Consider the following 17,644-nt stretch of genomic DNA (forward strand, 5'->3'; position numbering starts at 1 on the left):
GGGATTGATCTCCGTATAAATTTTTAGTTAGTATTGTAGCCATGAAAACTACAAAGCTACTATTAGTCGTATTCTCTTTTTTGATCGCAAGCTGTAAAACCTCTCCTGAATCTGCCGGTATCAGCGAAGCAGAAATCAATGCTGAAGCGGCCAAGGCTTACGCCGAAGTTAAAGCCAAATCGAAAATCTCAAACAATCAAGAATGGACCGCAATGGTAAATCGCGTGGCCAAGCGTATCGCTTTAGCATCGGGTAAACCGTACAACTGGGAAGTTATTTTAATCGACGGACCTGAGGTGAACGCCTGGTGTATGCCGGGCGGTAAAATGGCTGTTTATACCGGGATTTTACCGGTGGTAAAAACCGAAGCGGCATTGGCTGCGGTTATGGGGCACGAAGTAGCGCACGCAACGCTTAAGCACGGGATGGCGAACTATGCGCGCGCGAAACAGAGCAATTTATGGGGCGTAGGTATTGCCATCGCTACAACAGTTGGTGGCCAGCTGTTATGCGAAACCGAATCCTGCAGAAAATGGACTCAGCTGGGAGGGATCGCTGGTGGTTTTGCCGTCACATTTTTTAATATGAAATATTCGCGTGAAGATGAATCTGCAGCGGATAAAGAAGGTCAGATCTATATGGCCGATGCCGGTTATGATCCGAGCGAATCAATCAAACTTTGGGAGCGTATGGGGGCAGCCGGCGGTGGGAAGCCACCAGAGCTTTTATCGACACATCCTTCGGATGAGCGCCGTCGTGGTAATTTAATGTCTTGGTTGCCGGAGGCTCAGGCTAGATATCAGGCGGCGCCACAGAAGTTTGGTCTTGGAGCTACGATCAAGTAGGTCGGATTATTTTTTTTCTGCGCGTTTTTGTTTAAAGAAGTTTTTTAGCAAATCGCTGCACTCAAGTTGCATTAGACCGTGATCACATTGAAATCGGTGATTCAGTTTTGCATGTTTTGATAAATCTTCGAGTGAACCCATGGCTCCGGCTTTGGGATCGTGAGTGGCAAAGACCACACGCTTGATTCTGGCTTGCACGAGAGCGCCGGCACACATGTAGCACGGTTCAAGCGTTACGTAGAGAGTACAGTCGATTAAGCGCCATGAGTTTTTGGCTTTGCAGGCGCGATGAAGTGCGACCAGTTCAGCGTGGCCTAAAACAGTATTTAGTTGTTCGCGTTTGTTGCCGGATTTACCGATAACCCGACCATTGCCATCGACGACCACGGCGCCAATAGGAACTTCGCCTTTATTTTGGGCGCTTTTAGCCAATTTAAAGGCTAAGTGCATGAATTTACGGTCTTGGGCGCTAAAGTGATCCATCTCTGAGGTCATTCTTAGTATAAATCCCTGGATTTTTTAACTAAATGGTCTTGCCGCAGGCAGTCAATAAGTGTAAATACAGGCGCTGGTTGTTAATACTTTCTATTCATTTTGGAAAAGTCCAAAAAATCTATACCGGAAGGCGGGTGAATATCTCATGGCATTAGTTAAAATTAGAGACGGTGAATCTTTCGAATCAGCGTTCAGAAAATTTAAAAAATCTTGCGAAAAAGCAGGTATCCTTTCTGAAGTAAAAAAACGCGAGCATTTCGAAAAACCGAGCGTTTCTGCTAAGAAAAAATCTATCGCTGCCCGCAAACGCGCTAACAAAAAAACGCGTGGTGGATTCCGCGACAGAGACTAGTTCGAGCTAATTTGATCTGTCTTCGACAGACCATTTTTCTAAAGAGCTGCCTCTGGCAGCTTTTTTATTTGGGGAGTACCTATGGAACTAAAAGATCAGATCATGGCTGATATCAAAGCGGCAATGATCGCCAAAGATTCAGTAAAATTAAACACTCTTCGTTTTTTACACGCGGCTATTAAGCAAAAAGAAATCGACTCTCGCCCGAATCCGTTAACTGCGGATGATGTGATGGCTGTTGTGAAAAAATTAGTTAAACAACGTAAAGAATCTATCGACCAATTTGCAACGGCAGGCCGTACTGACCTGGTTGATGCAGAAACTGCTGAGTTAAAAGTTATGGAAGTTTATCTTCCGGCGCAAATGACTCGTGAGCAAATTGAACAAGTTGTGGCTGACGTTATTAAAGAAACAGGCGCATCATCAATCAAAGATATGGGCACTGTCATGAAGGCTGTTCAGGCTAAAACTGCCGGAACCGCTGACGGTAAAACAATCAGCGAAGTGATTAAGTCAAAACTGAACTAATTTGGGATTTAAGCAAGACTTCATCGACAAGGTTACGCAGGCATCAAACCTTGTCGAGATTATTTCACAATACACTACGCTAAAGCCAAGTGGCCGCGGCCATATGGGGCGTTGTCCTTTTCCTGATCACCAGGAGAAGACGGCCTCTTTTTCGGTGAGTGAATTTAAAGGTGTCTACCACTGTTTCGGCTGTAAAAAATCCGGCAACGTGGTTTCGTTCTTACGCGATTTTAACGGCATGAATTTCCGTGAAGCGATTGAGTACTTGGCCGAACGCAACGGGATTGTGATCACTGATGACTGTTATGAAAACAACCGCCCGGATCAGCCGCTTGAAAACAAAGACCACAAAAAAACGCTACTGCATGCGAATAAAATCGCCGCCGATTTTTTTCGCGAATCGCTAAAGCGTCAGGCCACGGATTCGCCGGTGCGCCAGTACGTTTTAAAAAGAAAATTAAATCCCGAAACTTTAGAAGAGTTTCAGATCGGATATGCCCCGAATGAATGGGAAGCCTTAAGCCATCAGCTCACGCGCAGTTCAATTCCGAACACTGTTGCTGAAGAAGCGCAGTTACTGAAAAAACGCAAAGAGGGATCAGGTTATTTTGATCTGTTCCGTGATCGCTTAATGTTTCCGATTCATTCGCCGACCGGCGAAGTGCTGGCCTTTGGCGGCCGTATCATCGAGCAGGGTGAGCCCAAATATCTAAACTCTCCTGAGACGCCGGTGTTTCACAAAGGCAGCGTGCTTTACGGTCTTGCCCAGACGGCAAAACATATCCGCTCTGAAGATCTGGTGATCGTGGTTGAAGGATATATGGATTTAGTTTCGCTTTATCAGGCGGGCTTAAAAAATATCGTAGCCACCATGGGAACCGCATTAACCCCGGAGCACGCCAAACTCATCAAACGGTTAACGAACAACGTGGTTGTTCTTTTTGACGGTGACGAGGCAGGTAAGATGGCCGCAGAACGCAGTCTTCCGATTTTACTTTCGCAGGGTCTGTTCCCACGCGGGATTATATTGACCGAAGCCAAAGACCCCGACGAATTTGTTATTAAGTTCGGCTTAGAAGCATTAAAAAAAGAAGTCGAAAAAGCGCCTGACCTGTTTAAAGTCATTCTGAAATCATGGATGAACGAATACCGGGGCGAGGCCTCTGACAAAGTAAAACTGGTTGATAAAATTAAACCGGTGTTTGATGCTATGGCCGATCAGCGCCTTAAAAGCCTGTATGCGGATGATCTTTGCCAGATTATGGGAGTCAATAAAGACTGGCTTAGGAATTCTTTTCAGGGTAATGCCGCGGGGCGCAGCCAGGGTTACAGTGCGGGTTATAACCAAAATAATCAAAGAAATGTCGTGACAGAAGCGGTGGCGCCTGCGCTTTCGGCAGGCGTAGAAACAGCAAAAACCGAAGAAAATACGCAAATTAAAATTTCAGATGCCTCTAAAGTTGAGCTGATGTTGTTGCAAAATACCCTCAAGAGTCGTGCCAATTTCGCTCTGATGAGCGACCTGCAAGAGCCGCTTTCATTCACGCAATTATTAAGCCAAATCAAACACTTAGGTGTAAAACAAATCCTTGAAAATGCCGAGCAAGTTTATAGACAAGACGAGACAAAATTTGATAGGTTAGTCAGTCAGCTGATTGATAAAATTGATAAACCTGAGTTGCTTTTTCAAAACTCTAAACTCGATATCGCCCAAATTGGTGAATTCGACGAGGAAAAAGAAAAAAAACTTATCGTAGATTTGATTTCTAGAATTCAGCAAGAGTTTATAAAAGATCAGGCAAAAAAACTGGCGTTGGATCTCAAAGCAAACACAACGGACGCCGAAAAACTCAGACAGTATTCTGAGTTGCAGAAAAGCCGTCTTGAGATTCGCAATGGCGAGCGTCGCTCGACGAAAAGCGAATCTAAAAAGTAAACTCACGCGGTCTGCGGAACGCAGATCAAAAAAGTTTTTGTTTTTTATTTTTAAAAATGTGGCTTAGCAATAAGCGACAAGTAGCTGAGGACAGATGACGAATAACCAAGACAAAAATGAACTTAGAATTTTAACTGCTGCCGAACAAGAAGTTTTGGCAAAAGAAGAAATTCAAAAATTGTTAAAGCTGGCTAAAGATAAAGGCCGCTTAACAATCGAAGAGATCAATGAATCTCTTCCGCAAGAAATTATCGCGGCTAGCGTTCTTGATGGTTTAATGCAAACCCTTGAAGCTAACGGCGTGGTTATCACAGAGCACACTGAAGCGGCTCGCGAAGATGATAAAGATGAATTCCTGTCACAAGTTGATGAGGAAGAAGAAGACGAAGAAGAATTAAAAGAAGCTGAAGACGTAAAGGGTTCTGACCCGGTTCGTTTATACCTACGCAAAATGGGTTCAGTTTCGTTACTGACCCGTGAAGGTGAAGTTGAGATCGCCCGCCGTATTGAAAAAGGTGAGCGCGAAATCGTTCGTGCGATGTTAATGTCGCCATTGGGCACATGGGAAATCATCAACTTAGGTAAACGCCTTGATCAGGGCCGTATCAAAGTTAAATCGATCTTCCGTGGTTTAGAAGATGAAGACACCCAATACGACGAAAAAGAGTACATCGAAAAGATTCACCAATTGATCGGTATTGTTACGAAATACCAAAAAGACACGGAAAAAGCTTTCACCGCTTTACGCGATGAAAACATCAAGCCTGATCTTAAAGCGAAACTGACTGATGAAACCCGCGTAATCAACGAAGCGTTGATGGCGAATTTTGAATCAATCAACTTCAACCGTAAAACAATCAACCGCGTTGTTATTAAGTTTAAAAACTTAGTTAACCGTATGGGTACGTTACGTAAACGTATCAAAGACGGTGTTGAGAAAACATTCTCTAAAGACGTGGCCGGTTTAGTTGAGCGTTTAAAATTAATTGAAACAAATGAAAAAGAATTAACAAAAATGACTCGCGACACGGGCTTAAGCTACGGCCGTTTCCGTACTTATGCCTTGCAGGCGCAAGAAGCTGAAGTTCGTCTTAAACGTTTACACGACGATACAGAAATGAATTTCCGCTGGATTCAAGAAACTTACACAGCTATCTGGAAAGGTGAGCGCGAAGCGGATTTAGCGAAATCTGAATTAGTTGAAGCGAACTTACGTTTAGTTGTTTCGATCGCGAAAAAATACACCAACCGTGGTCTTCAGTTCTTAGATTTAATCCAAGAAGGTAACATCGGTTTGATGAAAGCCGTTGATAAGTTCGAATACCGCCGTGGTTACAAGTTTTCGACTTACGCGACTTGGTGGATCCGTCAGGCGATCACGCGTGCCATCGCGGATCAGGCCCGTACTATCCGTATCCCGGTTCACATGATTGAGACCATCAATAAGCTTGTCAGAACACAGCGTTTATTGATTCAGGAATTAGGCCGCGAGGCAACTCCGGAAGAGATCGCAGACCGTATGGATATGCCGGTTGATAAAGTTCGCAAAGTCTTAAAGATCGCGAAAGAGCCAATCTCGTTAGAAACGCCGGTGGGTGAGGAAGAAGATTCTCACTTAGGTGATTTTATCGAAGATAAAAAAGTGATCAATCCTGCTGAAGCCATTGTGAACTTAAATTTAGCTGAGCAAACTCGTCGTGTGTTATCGACGTTAACTCCGCGTGAAGAAAAAGTTTTACGTATGCGTTTTGGTATCGGTGAAGAGTCAGATCATACTTTAGAAGAAGTAGGTCAGGACTTTAACGTGACCCGTGAGCGTATCCGTCAGATCGAAGCCAAGGCGTTACGTAAATTACGTCACCCATCTCGCAGCAACAAACTTAAAACGTTTGTCGACAGCTAAGCTATCGCCAGCTGTGATAGCCAGATAGATCCTAATCAAAATTGCAAAAGGGAGATCGTTTGATCTCCCTTTTTTTATCTGCTCGGTAAACTAAGAATCGTTGTTCCCAAGCTGCCCTGTTATACTCGGGGTAGCAAATTGCAGGCTTCAATCATCGGAGGTCTGTTATGCCTAAAGATATAATTACTGAAGAAGATTTCACAAGAAAGACGGCCGGACGTATTCCGAAGTCTCCCCAGCGGGACAGTCCCGGTGACACGGCGACTGATCAAGAGCTAGAAGTTGAAATGGGGATTAACTACGAGCCTGACGAGCAACCACGAAAGAGCCGTAAAAAAGATATTCCGGCGTTTGATAAAAGCCATTAGCGAGCACTCAACCATAGTCTTATTTATGCACCCTTAACCGGGCAGCGCTAGGCTGTTGGTTTATGTTTGTTATAATTAACATTATGAACGTAACCGATTATCGCCGCAAAAAAGACGAACACTTAGCCGCAGCACCGAAATACAGAAATCTTTGTATGACCTGTCTGCAGCCTGATTTTGGGTGTTACTGTCAGATTGTGCAGCCGGTTGATTGTGCGATTAACTTTGTGATTCTGATTCACCCTATTGAAGCCAAGCGCCGGATTGCCACGGGACGTATGGCGCACCTTTGTCTTAAGGGATCACATTTGATCAAGGGCATTAACTACACTGATAATGATGAACTTAAGGCTTTAATTGCTGATCCCGATTACCAGACGGTGATCTTATACCCGGGAAAGCAGGCGGTGAATCTTTCAGACCTATCTTACCAACAGCGAGCACAGAATTTTTTGACTGAAAAAAAATTAAGAATTTTGGTCATTGATGGCACCTGGGCCACTGCCCGGAAGATGCTGAATCAGAGCGAAAATTTAAAAAAACTTCCGCGTATCTGTTTTAGCCCGACCAAGCCATCAAACTTCCGCGTCCGCAAACAACCTAAAGATTTTTGTTATTCGACGATCGAAGCGATTCATCATACGCTGGATCTGTTTCATGCGCCGCAGGTAGTGCCGCGCCAGCATGACCATTTGCTGGAGGTATTCGATGCCATGGTTGAAAAGCAGCTAAGCTTTATCAAAGAAGTAAAACTGAACCTGCGTGAAGCGACCTACCGCCGCGAGGGGCAAGGCAAAGTCGGCTGATCCGACCGAGAAATTAAGAAGGCGAGACTGCTGATCTCTCCTTCTTAATTATTGATTGGTTCTATTTTTTTAAATCAAAACGGTCCGCGTTCATGACTTTGGTCCACGCACTGACGAAGTCAGCTACAAACTTGGATTCGCTATCGTCCTGCGCATAAACTTCGGCAATAGCGCGTAGTTCAGAGTTAGATCCAAACAGCAAGTCCACGCGGGTTCCTGTCCATTTTTGTTTGCCAGTCGCGCGCTCAATACCGATGTATTCACCTTCAGCTGCTGAGGTCTGCCACTCGGTTTTCATATCAAGTAAGTTAACAAAAAAGTCATTGGTTAGTGTGCCGGTTCTCGTGGTTAAAACACCGTGTTTTGAACCGCCATAGTTGGCGCCAAGAACACGCAATCCACCAATCAGCACTGTTACCTCGGGAGCGGTTAAACCTAACAGCTGTGCTTTATCAATAAGTAATTCAGCGCCATACTTTGTTAGGCCAGGTTTCGCGTAGTTTCTAAAGCCATCCGCCATGGGTTCAAGAACGGCAAAAGATTCTATATCGGTCTGTGACTGTAAAGCATCAACTCGTCCTCCGGCGAATGGCACTTTAATTTTATGACCGGCTTTACGGGCGGCTTCTTCGATGCCGACACTGCCGCCTAAAACAATCAAGTCTGCCAATGAAACTTTTTTCTTTTTATTTTTTGTATCAAAAGCTTCTTTGATTTTTTCGTATTTTGCTAACACTTTAGTTAGCTCAACCGGTTGATTTACCTGCCAGTTGTTTTGCGGTGCCAAAGCTAAGCGAGCCCCGTTAGCACCGCCGCGCATATCAGAACCACGGTACGTAGAGGCCGAAGCCCAGGCTGTGGATACCAATTGTGCTACAGTCAGGCCGGATTTTAAAATTTGTTTTTTTAAAGCGGTATAATCAGCGTCAGTTAAGACTGATTTATTTACCGGTAAGGGGTCTTGCCAGATGAGTTCTTCTTTTGGCACTTCGGGACCTAAATAACGGGCGCGCGGTCCCATATCTCTGTGAGTTAACTTAAACCAGGCTCTGGCGAAAGCATCAGTAAAGGCTTCGTGATCTTCAAGAAAGCGACGTGCGATTTTTTCATAAATCGGATCAAGCTTTAATGACATATCAGCCGTTGTCATCATCGGCGGATGTTTTTTCGATGGGTCATGCGCATCCGGTATTAGATCTTGTGGCTCACAGTTTTTTGGCTGCCACTGGTGGGCGCCTGCCGGACTTTTTGTAAGTTCCCATTCGTATTTAAATAGCATGGTTAGATAGCCATTATCCCATTTTGTCGGGTTTGGTTTCCATGCGCCTTCGATACCACTTGTCGTCGTATCGCCACCTTTGCCCGAAGAAAATTTATTTTTCCAGCCTAAACCCATTTGTTCGAACTCGGCAGCTTCAGGTTCTGCACCAACTAACTTGGGATCTCCGGCGCCGTGGGCTTTGCCGAAGGTGTGTCCACCGGCGACAAGAGCTACAGTTTCTTCATCATTCATGGCCATACGTGCAAAAGTTTCGCGTACATCACGACCAGAAGCTATTGGGTCGGGATTACCGTTCGGGCCTTCTGGATTTACATAGATAAGACCCATTTGTACTGCGGCAAGGGGGTTGTCTAACTGGCGGTCACCACTATAACGGTTGTCGCCTAACCAAGTTGTTTCTGACCCCCAGTACACATCGAGATCCGGTTCCCAGACATCTGGGCGTCCGCCGGCAAAGCCGAAAGTTTTAAAGCCCATCGATTCTAAAGCTACATTGCCGGTTAAAATCATTAAATCGGCCCATGAAATTTTATTGCCGTATTTCTGTTTGATCGGCCAAAGTAAACGACGTGCCTTATCTAAGTTACCGTTATCGGGCCAGCTGTTAAGAGGAGCAAAGCGTTGCTGTCCGCGGCCACCACCGCCACGTCCATCGAAAGTGCGGTATGTGCCGGCACTATGCCAGGCCATACGAATAAATAATCCGCCGTAGTGTCCCCAGTCTGCGGGCCACCAATCCTGTGAGCTGGTCATTAATTTTTGCAAATCTTTTTTTAAAGCTTTGTAATCTAATTTTTTAAATTCTTTGGCGTAGTCAAAATCTTTTCCCATAGGATTAGATTTAGCTGAATGCTGACGTAAAATAGACAAGTTGAGTTGTTTCGGCCACCAATGTTTGTTCGACTGAACATCCTGGGTGACTATCGCGCCGTGATTAAATGGACACTTTGACATAAATTCTCCCTTTTGCAGTTATTGAAACACTGTTTGGGGTAAGTACGATAGGCTAGGCGTGTAAATGTATATTTAGTTATAGAACATATCTATGACTGCTGATGTCAGCGAGCATTTTTTGTAAAGTCGCGCTAAGCATCATACGAAAAGTGTTGATCTACAAATTACTGCATTAAACGGCGTAAGATAAAATAATAATGTGAACGGGTCGGTGCGCCGATTGATACATTGAGTAAATAATAGTTATTTAAGCCTAGGGCTGTTGCGAAATTGGTCTTTTTCTTTGTCGGCAATAGGGGGGCTTGTTACGCTTATCTTGCTATGAAAATATGGTTGTCTTTGCTGTTAGTTTTTTCGTTGTATCTTAGTGCGGCTGGTGCCGCCGAATCTGCAACGGCAGAACATATGAAGGTGCGTGTGCTGGCGCCGCAGATTTTTTCAGCCAGCGAAGAAACGCTGATCGGTATTTTATTTCATCCCGATGAACACTGGCATGTCTACTGGAAAAACCCGGGGGATTCAGGTGCTGCACCGAAATTTAACTTAACCAGTGTTAATGCTGAACTCGGTGAGGTGCAATGGCCGTACCCGCAGCGTCTGCCGGTTGAGCACTTAACTAATTTTGGTTATGAAGGCGAAGTCGCCTATCTATTATCGGTAAAACCGAAAGCCGGCGTTAAAGATGTGATGATTGATTTTAATCTTGAATGGTTGGTGTGTAAGGTTGAATGCCTGCCGGGGTTTGCCAAATTAAATTTAAAACGCGCGGTAAAAGACGGGTCTTCGCTGTGGAAAGACGCCGATCAGGCCAGCTTACAGAAATTTGCCAGACGTATTCCGGCGCCGTCAGAGTTTGGGCCGGTACATATAAAATCGATGATGTATTCGCAGAATAGGCTGATGGTAAAAATCAGTGCTCCGGATTTTGCAAAAGTTGATCTATTTCCGCTCGATGATTTTGTCAATCCTGAGAAACCGCAGCGGGTGCCTGAAAAAAACGAATTTATTTTTAAAACCAATGCCAGCCAGAAAGCGCCAAAGAACCTTAGCTTTGTGGCCAGCTACGAAGGGGAAGCATGGCAACTGGATAATGTGCGGCTGCGCATGTACGACACATCACCGGATGAATCGGTTTGGTCACTGCTGCTGTTTGCGATCTTGGGCGGATTTATTTTAAATCTTATGCCGTGTGTGTTTCCGGTGATTTCGATCAAAGCCTTTTCACTTCTTAAAACCGAAGGTAAAGCCCGTGCTAAGGACTGTTTACAGTATGCTCTGGGGGTAATGACGACATTTTTATTTTTAGGCGGCGTATTTCTATTTTTACGTTCTCTTGGGGCTGCGGTTGGCTGGGGCTTTCAGTTGCAATCGCCGGTGGTGATTTTATTTTTAATTTTATTGTTCTGGTTAATGGCACTTAATTTCTTAGGTGCATTTACAATCGGTGAGGGTACGCAGAATTTTGCCGGCCGGTTTTTAAAAAAATCATCTTCATTTGGAACCGGCGTTTTATCAGTGTTTGTCGCAGCTCCCTGTACCGGCCCATTTATGGGAGCGGCCCTGGGAGCCGCAGTCACACTTCCGCCGGTGAGTGCGCTGCTGATTTTTCTAGGGCTTGGTTTGGGTTTAGCATTGCCTTTTATTTTATTTGCGCTGTTTCCGGTGATTTTGACCTGGTTGCCAAAGCCCGGTGTTTGGATGGAGCGGTTAAAAGAATTTTTCGCATTTCCGCTGTTTGCAACGGTGCTGTGGTTACTTTGGATTTTAGGTCAGCAGACACACACGCAAGGTTGGTTGCTGGCTAGTGCGGCGCTGCTAGTCGTATCGCTTGCGATCTGGTGGGGCAAATATGTTAAAAAAGCCGGTGCGGTAATCTTGTGGATCCTTACGCTTGTCGTTTTAGCTTACGTTGGCAAAGAACTTAAACAGATTGATCCAGGTGTGGTGTTCTCGGGCAAGGCTTCAGGCATGTGGATACCGTATGACGAAACAAAACTCAACGAAGCGCGGGTGCAAAAGCGTGCGGTGTTTGTCGATTTTACTGCAGCTTGGTGTATCACCTGCCAGGTGAACAAACAGACAGTGTTAGACACACAGCAAGCGCAGGAAATTTTCAAAAATGAGGATATTCTTATTATGCGTGCCGATTGGACCCGTTATGATCCAGTCATCACTAACGCACTTTCAAAACTGGGCCGCAGTTCAGTTCCGGTGTACGCATTTTATCCGAGTGATGGCTCGGCCCCGGTTTTACTTCCACAAATTTTAACAATGACAATGATAGAAGAACTAAAGGAGAAAAAATGAAAAAATTAGTTTCAATTTTAACCGTAGCCATCATGGCATTACCAGTCCCGGTGTTAGCGCAAGCGGTTCCGGGTGAAGATGCGCCTGTGTTTGCAGGTATCGACAGCAACGGTAAGGTGCACAAACTTTCAGATTTTAAGGGTAAATGGGTAGTGCTTGAGTGGTTTAATAAAGACTGCCCTTATGTAAAAAAACATTACGGCAGCGACAACATGCAGAAGCTGCAAAAAACTTACACCGGTAAAGGAGTGCAGTGGTTAACGGTTGTTTCTTCGGCGCAAGGTAAACAGGGACATATGACTGCCGACGAAGCAAATAAAGTCTTTAAAGAAAACAAAGGTAATCCGACAGCTGTTATTCTGGATGTTGAAGGAAAAATCGGAAAAGCTTTTGACGCGAAAACAACGCCACATATGTTTGTCATTAACCCGCAGGGTAAAGTGGTTTATGCCGGAGCCATTGATGACAAGGATTCGGCCAGTCCTGAGGTGATAGCCAAGTCGAAAAACTATGTGGTTATGGCGTTAGATGAGGCGATGGCTGGCAAAACCGTCACAACTTCGGCGTCAAAAGCCTATGGCTGCTCAGTAAAGTACTAAAATAACTTACTTTTTAGGCTTATATGCAAAAGGGAGATCGGTTGATCTCCCTTTTTTATTTTGTTAGTCTTTAAGACATTGTTTATCGCATATCCGGTGGGGGGCTAGCTTAGTTGGTTAAAGCACGGTGCTCATAACACTGGGATCGGGGGTTCAAGTCCCTCGCCCCCTACCACTTTTCAAGCATTACAACGGCAGCTTTTGGCTAAACAGTAAGTTACACTATTTGGCTAGTTAGATTTCTTCTAATTTAAGAGTGGTGATTTCTCGCAAAGCTTCACTTCCAGCCTCACTTAAACTGCGCTGGTAGCGTGCTTCCCACTTGTTATCGCCGGTTTTTTTCATTTGTTTAATGTCAAAAGCCGGGTAAGAGGAAGCTCCAGGGCTTGTCAGAGTGATAAATTCATCTTCATGCAATTTACCAAACGATGACATGAACATATAAAGTGGATTTGGTGAGTAGGGGTAAATCTCTAAGGGTGATTCAACAAACTCCAAACGAAAGCGCTCTAGAGTCCCGCCGTTGATCACCGAACTTACCGATAGTAAGCCTGCACGCGAGACCGGAGCAATCGGCGCACCAATTAAGCGATGAGTATAGCTAGGGGCAGATACTTCTGATTCAAACAGTCCAGGTGTAACTTCAGATTCACTCAATTCAATTGTGTGCTTGTAAGTCGAGATCATTGCCACTTGACCGCCGTCAACACCAGTAATGACTGACTCAATGTACGCGCGGTACTGAGCTGCCGGATCTTCAATATAAAGGTTCACTTGTTGAGGATAAGCACTGGCATTCGTGACGGTATTCATGAAGAATGTCACGCGCTCACTTTTCTCTTTGAGATCATCACTAAAAACGAGAAATGTGTTTGGTAAAAAATCAAAGCTCGTATCGCCCGGAAGTAGCTCAAATCCAATTGAGTGCGCTGATGCAAAATCATCACCTTGAGCGGCACTGAGTCCGCGGATTTCAATCTCGCCACGAATTATACGATCAGCTGGCATAGAAAGTTCAACTCGTAGGGGAATATCTTTTTTGCCCAGTCGTGGTTCTTTAACTGTAGAAGGAACGATCATGGTAATTTTGGGATCATCATTTGTGATTACAAAACTTGCTTGCGCTAAATTCACATGGCCATGACTTGGATTGATAATGCGTACACTGAAAGTGCGATCTTCATTCCAGTCATCGTCACCTATGATACCAATTGAGAGCCCGGCGCTGATTTGCCCGGCTGGGATGATGAGCGTGTTGATTTCAGCAATTTGTAAATGCTCTCCTACAACAGCGCTTTCACTTAAAACGAGTAAAGTCATTTTGACTGTTTCACCCGGACAGTAGCGATCCATTTCTACCGCGACATCTACCAATTGAATCTTGCGGTCATGGCCCTCTTTCACCGTGGTTATAGCGGCGTTGGTGATATCAATGACGGGTTGACAGTTTTGAGCCTGAGCCTGAGCTAGAGAAAGAGTAAGAGTAAGTATAAAACCGGCTAACCATAACAAACGCATAAACACCCCTTAAAGGGAAAACTCTTAACATACCTCTAAAAAAGGTGTCATGTTCTTTTAGGAATTTAAATGAGCCACAGTCTGCCGGGGCATGAAAAAAATACGCTCGTCTTAACCCTGAATAAGAGTTTTAAAGCCGCCATAAGCCATTTTTGAAGCGTCAAACGGCATTGTGAAATTCTCAGCTCCCGGCATTTCACCGAATTCTTTGTGAACTTTGGCGTTGACCTGTTTGCGGTGCGCTTTTGATTTAAAGACAATAAAAGCAAAAATCACAGTTTCATTTTTTTTAGCGTTAGCCAGCTTGGGAAAACTAATGCCGTACGGTGCTTTAATGTCATCGGCTACACATTCAAAGTAAGCCAGAGCTCCGTGCTTCATCCAGGTTTTGCATCCGAGCTTAGCCATTTTTTTGTAGGCTGTAACTTTATTCTTTGGAACGGGAATTACAAATCCGTCTACGTATGTGCTCATATAAATTTCCTTTGGATTGAATTGAATGAGTAAAAATGCTTTTGCGGTCGTTAAATCATATACAGAGCTTAAATCGGGGTACAACACTTTATACGGCATGAAATCGAATTGGTTGCTTATGATAAAACGCTGTGGGCTAGAAACGACACTTTTCGCTGTGAAAACACAGGGTTATTCACCTTTTTTCAAAGGGTGTTTTGTTTGATCCGAAAACCGGATATATCTACGGCCGTTAGAACTATCGGAGATGCAATGAAACAGACAGTATTAATTATTTTTGCCAGCTTATTTACAGTAGCCGGGGCAATGGCCCAAGATACCACGTGGAAGATCAAAAAGACCACATGGTCAGAAACCGATGAGCGTGCGTACTCAGAATTTATCGCGATCATGGGTAAAGCTGTTGAAAAACGGGAGTGTAAGTCATTTAAAGAATGTATCCAGCATCCAAGCAATCCCTACAAGGGCACCGATGCTGGCCAGTTAGATATCCATGTCGACTGCGCCCGTTTATCATACGCGATGCGTGCTTACTTTGCCTGGAAGAACGGTTTACCTTTTTCGCACGTGAGCGCAGTCGTTGCGCGTGCTGAAGCCGACAAAAAAGATAATCCCCGTTACACTAAAAACGGCAACGTCGTTTATGCGCGTTCAAATATGCTTCCGGCAAAATCGAAATTGGTCGATGGTCCGGCCTACATCACCGGTAAATTAATGAAATCGGTTTACACGGCAGTATTTCGTCTTGAAGATGAATCTGAAAACCGCCCTGGTTTAGAATCAGATTATTATCCTTCGGATATTTCACGTGAAGCGATCGGTGCCGGTACAAACATCTACGATCCGGCAGGGCACGTAGCTATCGTTTATAAAATCACTGATGACGGAAAAATTTATTTTATCGACGCCCATCCGGATAATTCATTAACGACCGGTATGTACGGTACTAAATTTGTGCGCAGCCGTCCTGTGCAAGGTGCCGGGTTTAAAAACTTCAGAAAGCAGGAATTAGTCGGTGCAACGTTTGATTCTAAATTAGGGTCATATGTGGGCGGAAAAATTGTGGTAAGTCCGGCGAACGCGCACAAAGACTACAGTCTGGTGCAAAAGTACGGCACTGATAATAAAGTGATTCCGAAATGGCAGGATGGCCCGTTTATTTTAGCGGGTGTTAAGTTAGATTATTACGATTACTTACGTGCGAAAATGTCTAAAGGTAATCTAAAAATCAATCCGGTCGAAGAAGTTCGTGCATTAACGGCGGATCTTTGCTCGGGTGCGGTTGACCGTGTCGATTCAGTGCAAGGCGGAATTGTCGCCGGCGTTCACAAGAAAGCTCATCCTGAAAGATTGCCATTTAATATCTACGGTACAAGCGGAGAGTGGGAAGAGTACTCAACACCTTCGCGTGATGCACGTTTTAAAACATCGTTTAAAGAGTTGCGCGACCGCGTAGAAAAGATCTTTAAAATGTATCAAAAAGGTGATCCGCAAATCGACTACAGCGGCGCTAACATTAAAGCAGACATGTTAAATTCATATTTAAAAACCGCACAGGCCTGCAAAGTTACATATAAAAGATCAGATGCAACTGCGGTAACGTTAAACTTAGAAACTGTCCGCCAAAGATTGTTTGCGCTGAGTTTTGATCCGTATCACTGCCCGGAATTACGCTGGGGAGCAACGACTGCCCAGGAACTGCAGACTTGTAAAGATGATGCGAACAAACGCGAATGGTATAAACGCGAAGTTTGGTTGCGTAACCAGATTGACCGCGTGTACGACGTGCGTATGGATTACAGTTTGTCTGAACTGACCGGGCCTAAACCTGGAGTAGGTGTTGCCAATCCGCCGGATGTTGATATCGTTAAATATCTTTCGAATTAAGATATGAATGATAATTACAAAAAGGGGCGCGTGAATAGCGTTTTAAGTTATTCACGCGCCTCTAACAACGGATTTATTTAAGATTTAAGTTAATAAAAGTTCTAAGTAGTCGGTGTCGGATCAGATCCATCCTGGTTCTGATCCTGGTCAGTGTCTTGGTCTTTATCCTGGTCTTTGTCCTGAGTGACATCTTGGTCTTTATCTTGTGTCACATCCTGATCTTTATCCTGGGTTTGATCCTGATCTTGATCGGTACGCGGTTCGCCATTTAACATCGGACGGGTATGTACATGGATGACAGCATCAATGACATCACAATCAGCTGTTGAGGCGTACTGGCAATCGAGCAAATTAAAACGGATCGATTCGGTCATTTTAGTGCGCGCGTTTAGATTAACGGTAACGGCGCTAAACATCGGATCCGAATTATTAATAACCTGTAAATTTACGCGGTCATCAGAAGCCAGCGTGAAGAGTAACTTAAAGTTAGCGTAAAACTCCCATGTGCCCGCATCAGTTTCTAAAACTTGATCAACAGATGCCAGCATTAAGGCGTTGTCGCTGAGTTGTGGGTATTGTTTGGCGATATCAGTTAATGATAGCGTTCCACCGTGACTCATGTTCTGCGTCGCGATGATTTTAAAATCAATCACTTTAGACGAGTTGATCACGTTTTTCTGTGCTGAAGCCTGAACGATTGCTGGCTGTGAATCTTTTTTTTGAAAGAGACTTTGATTGCAAGCGGTCAGCATTGAGGCGCACAGTGTGGTCAGCGTCAACAGTCTGAGTACACGTCCTTGCTGTAGATACATAATTCCTCCTTTGAATTAATATGAATGCTTGTACGAGCAATGTATATGCCACGGGGCTAAGGTCCCCGCGTCAGGAGGTGATTTAGGCTATTGCACAGAGATAATTTCGTATTCAAGTGTGCGTGTTTGGCTTTCGACGAATGCAACGTCGCCGACATACAGTCCTAATAAGCTTTCACCGAGCGGTGAGCCACTGGCCACCACCTGGATATTAAGCCCCTCAAATTGTACAGTCATGCCTCCGCCTTTGGGGACTAAGAATATATATAAGGTCTTGCCGTTGTGGCTGACTTCGATCAACGCTGATAGTTGAATTGGATCCTCTGCAGTTAACTGTCTTAATTTTAAAAACTTATACATCGCAAAGATTTCTTCAACCTCGGCCAGGCGTTTACCCTGGGCACCGGCAAGATATGAAGCTTCTAAACCACGGGTGTCATACTCGTTTTCTGGTTTTGATTCTTCATGGGTGGCATCTTCATAAGTAGCTAACGCAGCAGACTTTAATTTTTCAAAAGTTTCCTGTAATTCGGTCTGAATTTTTTGAACTAAAGCTGATTTGTCGATCTTTTTCATGC

16 protein-coding genes and 1 tRNA gene are annotated in these 17,644 nt (G+C 44.5%); 11 read left to right on the top strand and 6 right to left on the bottom strand.

Going from position 1 to position 17,644, the window contains the following annotated elements; translation table 11 throughout:
- The first annotated feature begins 41 nt into the window (after positions 1 to 41).
- Positions 42 to 845, top strand: coding sequence for a M48 family metallopeptidase (locus AC04MM_RS10960; RefSeq protein ID WP_475380399.1), 804 nt, complete (start codon positions 42 to 44; stop codon positions 843 to 845).
- Positions 846 to 851: 6 nt separating this feature from the next.
- Here the strand turns inward: AC04MM_RS10960 and tadA are convergent, their stop codons facing one another.
- On the bottom strand, positions 852 to 1,340 hold the full coding sequence (tadA, locus tag AC04MM_RS10965; protein WP_475380400.1) for a tRNA adenosine(34) deaminase TadA: 489 nt from the start codon (positions 1,338 to 1,340) through the stop codon (positions 852 to 854).
- Positions 1,341 to 1,485: 145 nt separating this feature from the next.
- Here tadA and rpsU point away from each other — a divergent pair, with 145 nt between their 5' ends.
- The 6 genes from rpsU (at position 1,486) to AC04MM_RS10995 (ending at position 7,233) form a co-directional block, all read left to right on the top strand.
- Positions 1,486 to 1,692 (top strand): 30S ribosomal protein S21, encoded by a 207-nt coding sequence (rpsU, locus tag AC04MM_RS10970; RefSeq protein ID WP_475380401.1) that lies wholly within the window; start codon positions 1,486 to 1,488, stop codon positions 1,690 to 1,692.
- A gap of 81 nt (positions 1,693 to 1,773) precedes the next feature.
- Positions 1,774 to 2,220 (top strand): GatB/YqeY domain-containing protein, encoded by a 447-nt coding sequence (locus AC04MM_RS10975; protein WP_475380402.1) that lies wholly within the window; start codon positions 1,774 to 1,776, stop codon positions 2,218 to 2,220.
- A gap of 1 nt (position 2,221) precedes the next feature.
- A complete protein-coding gene (gene dnaG, locus AC04MM_RS10980; RefSeq protein ID WP_475380403.1) occupies positions 2,222 to 4,156 on the top strand; it encodes a DNA primase in 1,935 nt (644 codons plus the stop codon).
- Between the two features lie 94 nt (positions 4,157 to 4,250).
- Positions 4,251 to 6,059 (top strand): RNA polymerase sigma factor RpoD, encoded by a 1,809-nt coding sequence (gene rpoD / locus AC04MM_RS10985; RefSeq protein WP_475380404.1) that lies wholly within the window; start codon positions 4,251 to 4,253, stop codon positions 6,057 to 6,059.
- Positions 6,060 to 6,226: 167 nt separating this feature from the next.
- On the top strand, positions 6,227 to 6,427 hold the full coding sequence (locus AC04MM_RS10990) for a hypothetical protein (protein ID WP_475380405.1): 201 nt from the start codon (positions 6,227 to 6,229) through the stop codon (positions 6,425 to 6,427).
- A gap of 83 nt (positions 6,428 to 6,510) precedes the next feature.
- Complete coding sequence (locus AC04MM_RS10995) at positions 6,511 to 7,233, top strand: tRNA-uridine aminocarboxypropyltransferase (protein WP_475380406.1); 723 nt, start codon at positions 6,511 to 6,513, stop codon at positions 7,231 to 7,233.
- 61 nt (positions 7,234 to 7,294) lie between these two features.
- Here the strand turns inward: AC04MM_RS10995 and katG are convergent, their stop codons facing one another.
- Positions 7,295 to 9,469, bottom strand: coding sequence for a catalase/peroxidase HPI (katG, locus tag AC04MM_RS11000; RefSeq protein ID WP_475380407.1), 2,175 nt, complete (start codon positions 9,467 to 9,469; stop codon positions 7,295 to 7,297).
- Between the two features lie 321 nt (positions 9,470 to 9,790).
- Here katG and AC04MM_RS11005 point away from each other — a divergent pair, with 321 nt between their 5' ends.
- The 3 genes from AC04MM_RS11005 (at position 9,791) to AC04MM_RS11015 (ending at position 12,550) form a co-directional block, all read left to right on the top strand.
- Complete coding sequence (locus tag AC04MM_RS11005) at positions 9,791 to 11,776, top strand: protein-disulfide reductase DsbD family protein (RefSeq protein WP_475380408.1); 1,986 nt, start codon at positions 9,791 to 9,793, stop codon at positions 11,774 to 11,776.
- The gene (locus AC04MM_RS11010; protein ID WP_475380409.1) at positions 11,773 to 12,375 is read left to right on the top strand and encodes a redoxin domain-containing protein; all 603 of its coding nucleotides are present in this window, start codon (positions 11,773 to 11,775) and stop codon (positions 12,373 to 12,375) included. Before AC04MM_RS11005 ends, AC04MM_RS11010 begins: the two co-directional genes overlap by 4 nt.
- A gap of 98 nt (positions 12,376 to 12,473) precedes the next feature.
- Positions 12,474 to 12,550 (top strand) — tRNA-Met (locus AC04MM_RS11015).
- 59 nt (positions 12,551 to 12,609) lie between these two features.
- Here AC04MM_RS11015 and AC04MM_RS11020 read toward each other — a convergent pair.
- Positions 12,610 to 13,893 carry a hypothetical protein gene (locus AC04MM_RS11020; protein ID WP_475380410.1) on the bottom strand — a complete coding sequence of 428 codons (1,284 nt, stop codon included), beginning with the start codon at positions 13,891 to 13,893 and terminating at the stop codon, positions 12,610 to 12,612.
- A 111-nt stretch (positions 13,894 to 14,004) separates the two neighbouring features.
- Positions 14,005 to 14,367, bottom strand: coding sequence for a DUF1428 domain-containing protein (locus tag AC04MM_RS11025; RefSeq protein ID WP_475380411.1), 363 nt, complete (start codon positions 14,365 to 14,367; stop codon positions 14,005 to 14,007).
- 252 nt (positions 14,368 to 14,619) lie between these two features.
- Here AC04MM_RS11025 and AC04MM_RS11030 point away from each other — a divergent pair, with 252 nt between their 5' ends.
- Positions 14,620 to 16,254, top strand: coding sequence for a hypothetical protein (locus tag AC04MM_RS11030; protein ID WP_475380412.1), 1,635 nt, complete (start codon positions 14,620 to 14,622; stop codon positions 16,252 to 16,254).
- 101 nt (positions 16,255 to 16,355) lie between these two features.
- Here the strand turns inward: AC04MM_RS11030 and AC04MM_RS11035 are convergent, their stop codons facing one another.
- On the bottom strand, positions 16,356 to 17,066 hold the full coding sequence (locus tag AC04MM_RS11035) for a hypothetical protein (RefSeq protein WP_475380413.1): 711 nt from the start codon (positions 17,064 to 17,066) through the stop codon (positions 16,356 to 16,358).
- 87 nt (positions 17,067 to 17,153) lie between these two features.
- Positions 17,154 to 17,642 carry a hypothetical protein gene (locus tag AC04MM_RS11040; protein ID WP_475380414.1) on the bottom strand — a complete coding sequence of 163 codons (489 nt, stop codon included), beginning with the start codon at positions 17,640 to 17,642 and terminating at the stop codon, positions 17,154 to 17,156.
- Between the last annotated feature and the right edge of the window lie 2 nt (positions 17,643 to 17,644).

The sequence above is a fragment of the Bdellovibrio sp. SBM16 genome (assembly GCF_056175625.1).

Excerpts from the sequence above, each read along its gene's own strand:
- tadA (WP_475380400.1), bottom strand. The coding sequence starts at position 1,340 with ATGACCTCAGAGATGGATCACTTTAGCGCCCAAGACCGTAAATTCATG.
- AC04MM_RS11035 (WP_475380413.1), bottom strand. The coding sequence starts at position 17,066 with ATGTATCTACAGCAAGGACGTGTACTCAGACTGTTGACGCTGACCACA.
- rpoD (WP_475380404.1), top strand. The coding sequence starts at position 4,251 with ATGACGAATAACCAAGACAAAAATGAACTTAGAATTTTAACTGCTGCC.
- AC04MM_RS11025 (WP_475380411.1), bottom strand. The coding sequence starts at position 14,367 with ATGAGCACATACGTAGACGGATTTGTAATTCCCGTTCCAAAGAATAAA.
- AC04MM_RS10995 (WP_475380406.1), top strand. The coding sequence starts at position 6,511 with ATGAACGTAACCGATTATCGCCGCAAAAAAGACGAACACTTAGCCGCA.
- AC04MM_RS10975 (WP_475380402.1), top strand. The coding sequence starts at position 1,774 with ATGGAACTAAAAGATCAGATCATGGCTGATATCAAAGCGGCAATGATC.
- AC04MM_RS10960 (WP_475380399.1), top strand. The coding sequence starts at position 42 with ATGAAAACTACAAAGCTACTATTAGTCGTATTCTCTTTTTTGATCGCA.
- katG (WP_475380407.1), bottom strand. The coding sequence starts at position 9,469 with ATGTCAAAGTGTCCATTTAATCACGGCGCGATAGTCACCCAGGATGTT.
- rpsU (WP_475380401.1), top strand. The coding sequence starts at position 1,486 with ATGGCATTAGTTAAAATTAGAGACGGTGAATCTTTCGAATCAGCGTTC.
- AC04MM_RS11020 (WP_475380410.1), bottom strand. The coding sequence starts at position 13,893 with ATGCGTTTGTTATGGTTAGCCGGTTTTATACTTACTCTTACTCTTTCT.
- AC04MM_RS11040 (WP_475380414.1), bottom strand. The coding sequence starts at position 17,642 with ATGAAAAAGATCGACAAATCAGCTTTAGTTCAAAAAATTCAGACCGAA.
- AC04MM_RS11005 (WP_475380408.1), top strand. The coding sequence starts at position 9,791 with ATGAAAATATGGTTGTCTTTGCTGTTAGTTTTTTCGTTGTATCTTAGT.
- AC04MM_RS11010 (WP_475380409.1), top strand. The coding sequence starts at position 11,773 with ATGAAAAAATTAGTTTCAATTTTAACCGTAGCCATCATGGCATTACCA.
- AC04MM_RS11030 (WP_475380412.1), top strand. The coding sequence starts at position 14,620 with ATGAAACAGACAGTATTAATTATTTTTGCCAGCTTATTTACAGTAGCC.
- AC04MM_RS10990 (WP_475380405.1), top strand. The coding sequence starts at position 6,227 with ATGCCTAAAGATATAATTACTGAAGAAGATTTCACAAGAAAGACGGCC.